The following is a 2691-nucleotide window of genomic DNA, read 5'->3' as shown; positions in this document are numbered from 1 at the left end:
GGTGTCCCCCTTGCGATGTCTGCGGAAGGTTGCCCGATCGCGGCCCGGGGGTGGTTCGCCCCGGTACGACAGGTATGTTCACCAGCGCTTATGGTTCACAGCAAGGGTTTGCCCACTAGTGGACAACTTCGGCGGCGGGGCCGGGGGTGTCCACTAGTGGGCAATGGGGATGCGTGTTCGGCTTTCTGCCGGGTTTTCCGGTTGTTTTTGCACCCCGATTTTTTTATCGTGACCACGGCCGGTTTCGGATCGGGGTTGCGGGGGTTTCGGGGTCAGTCCTCGTCGGTGGATGCCGACAGGAAGGCCGCGAAGTCGTCCGTGAACCGCAGCAGCAGGTCGTAGAACGTCCGGCGGTCCTGCGGGGACCAGCCGGCCAGTGCCTCGCCGAACCAGCCGAGCAACGTCGTGACGTAGCCGTCCGCGATTTCCGCGCCCTCCGGGGTCAGCTCGACCAAGCGGGCGCGGCCGTCGTCGGGGTCGGGCAGGCCGCGGACCAGCCGGCGTCGCTCGAGTACGTGCAGGTGCCTTGTCACGTGGGGGCCGGCCACCTGCATGCGGTCCGCGATCTCGCCGACGCGCAGGGCCTTGCCCGTCATGTGCAGGGACAGCAGGATCGACAGCCCGGGGCGGTCGAGGTCGGCGCCGATGCGCTTCATCGCCCGCTCGCCGAGGCCGCTGCGGTTCATCAGGTTGCCCAGCTGCATGATCCGGGGCAGCACCGAGCGCAGGTCGCCGCCTTCTGTGTCGCCCATCACACCTCTTAGATAGCTAACTTAGGTATATAGTCGGTCGGGTCGGGGGTGGTCAAGGGGCATTCTCGCACCCTCATTTTAGATACCTAAGTTAGCTAAAGGAGTGGTCATGAAGATCCTGATCTCGGGAGCCAGCATCGCCGGCCCGGCGCTGGCCTTCTGGCTGCGGCAGGCCGGGTTCGCCGTCACCGTCGTGGAGAAGGCGCCCGAACTGCGGGCGGGCGGCTACCCGATCGACGTCCGCGGCACGGCGCTGGACGCGGTCCGGCGGATGGGGATCCTGCCGCGTCTGCAGGAGCGGCACATCTCCACGCGGCGGCTGACCTTCCTCGACGCCGACGGCCGCGAAGTCGCGTCGGTGGACCCGAACGTGGTCATCGGCGGCGTCGACGGCGAAGACCTCGAAGTCCGCCGCGGCGACCTGATCCACGAGCTCTACGACCTGGTGCGCGACGACGCCGACTTCCGGTTCGGCGACACCGTCGAAACCCTGGCGCAGCACGACGACGGGGTCGACGTCATCTTCCGGAGCGGCCGTCAGGAGACCTACGACCTGGTGATCGGCGCCGACGGCCTGCACTCGCACACTCGCGGGCTGACCTTCGGCGACGAGGCGCAGTTCCACCACTACCTCGGCTACAGCTTCGCCGGCTTCACCCTGCCCAACGACTTCGGGCTGTCCCGCGAAGGAGTCATCTGGACCACGCCCGGCAAGGGCGGGGCGCTGTACGCGGTCCTCGACAGCGAGGTGGTGCACGGCTTCCTGGTCTTCGCCCGGCCGGAGCCGCCGATCGAGGCGTTCCGGAACCCCGAAGCCCAGCGCGACCTGGTCGCCCGCACCTTCGCCGGCGCCGGCTGGGAAATCCCGGGCATGGTGCGGGCGATGGGCGAGGCCGGCGACCTGTTCTTCGACGTGGTCAGCCAGATCCACCTGCCGCGCTGGTCGGCCGGCCGCGTCGCGCTCGTCGGCGACGCCGCCTACGCGCCGTCCTTCCTGACCGGCCAGGGCACCAGCCTCGCCCTCGTGGGCGCGTACGTGCTCGGCCACGCCCTGGCCACCATCCCGGACCACGAACAAGCCTTCGCCGCTTACGAGAGCCGGTTGCGGGACTTCGTCGAGCGCAACCAGGCGATGGTCGGCGAAGGCCAGGCGACGCTCTTCCCGGCCACGGCGGAGGCCCTGGAGGAACGCAACGCCGGGCTCCGGCAGCTCTCCTCGGCACCGCGGCGCGCGCCGCGGCCCGAACACACGGCGCTGACGCTGCCGGACTTCCCCGTGCGGGCGCGGTGACCGGCCGGTCTACGCACGCACCGCGTCGGCGATCAGGTCGAGCATCCGGCGGGTCCGCCCGGGGTCCTGCTCGCCCGAGGTGGACAGGAACACGCCCAGCAGGAGCAGCGTGACGTCCTCCGGGTCCGTTCCGGCGCGCAGCGTGCCCGCCTTCGCCCCCGCGTCGAGGATCGCGCCGATCGCCGCGGTGATGCGCTGCCGCGTCGCCGGCGTCGCGATGCGGCCGGACGCCACGCTGGCGCGCAACACGTCCGCCATGCCGCGTTTGGTCGCCACGAACGCCGCGTAGCGGTCCATCCACGCGCGCAGGGCCCGCTCCGGCGGGAGACGTTCGAGCAGGGCCGGGGCGCCGGCCGTGACGTCGTCGAGTTCCGCCGCGTAGACGGCTTCGACCAGCGCCTCCCGGGTCGGGAAGTGCCGGTAGAGCGTGCCGATCCCGACGCCGGCCTCGCGGGCGACGGCTTCCAGGGCGACGGTCCCGGCGGCGGCGGCGAACGCGGCCCGCGCGACCGCGACGAGCTTGTCCCGGTTGCGGCGCGCGTCGGAGCGCACGGGCCGGCCGGGTTCGGGCGACGGCAAAGCGGAGGCACCTCCGGTTGTGCTACGGTCCGGTTGAGCGGAGGGTCCTCCGCTTGGCCATCATCGCAC

Annotated in this window: 3 protein-coding genes; 1 reads left to right on the top strand and 2 read right to left on the bottom strand. The window is 70.9% G+C overall.

What is annotated here, in order from left to right:
• Window positions 1-272 precede the first annotated feature (272 nt).
• Window positions 273-752: a MarR family winged helix-turn-helix transcriptional regulator gene (locus C2L59_RS11120; protein WP_103349442.1), complete on the bottom strand. Its 480-nt coding sequence runs from the start codon at window positions 750-752 to the stop codon at window positions 273-275.
• Between the two features lie 109 nt (window positions 753-861).
• Between C2L59_RS11120 and C2L59_RS11115 the strand changes: the two genes are divergently transcribed.
• Complete coding sequence (locus C2L59_RS11115) at window positions 862-2043, top strand: FAD-dependent monooxygenase (protein ID WP_103349441.1); 1182 nt, start codon at window positions 862-864, stop codon at window positions 2041-2043.
• A 9-nt stretch (window positions 2044-2052) separates the two neighbouring features.
• Here the strand turns inward: C2L59_RS11115 and C2L59_RS11110 are convergent, their stop codons facing one another.
• Entirely contained in the window at window positions 2053-2622 is a 570-nt protein-coding gene (locus tag C2L59_RS11110) for a TetR/AcrR family transcriptional regulator (protein ID WP_103349440.1), read from the bottom strand.
• Between the last annotated feature and the right edge of the window lie 69 nt (window positions 2623-2691).

Source organism: Amycolatopsis sp. CA-128772, assembly GCF_002904295.1.
Taxonomy (GTDB): domain Bacteria; phylum Actinomycetota; class Actinomycetes; order Mycobacteriales; family Pseudonocardiaceae; genus Amycolatopsis.
The sequence above is the reverse complement of the archived record's forward strand: the minus strand, read 5'-3'. Positions and strand labels throughout refer to the sequence as shown.

Excerpts from the sequence above, each read along its gene's own strand:
- C2L59_RS11120 (WP_103349442.1), bottom strand. The coding sequence starts at position 752 with ATGGGCGACACAGAAGGCGGCGACCTGCGCTCGGTGCTGCCCCGGATC.
- C2L59_RS11115 (WP_103349441.1), top strand. The coding sequence starts at position 862 with ATGAAGATCCTGATCTCGGGAGCCAGCATCGCCGGCCCGGCGCTGGCC.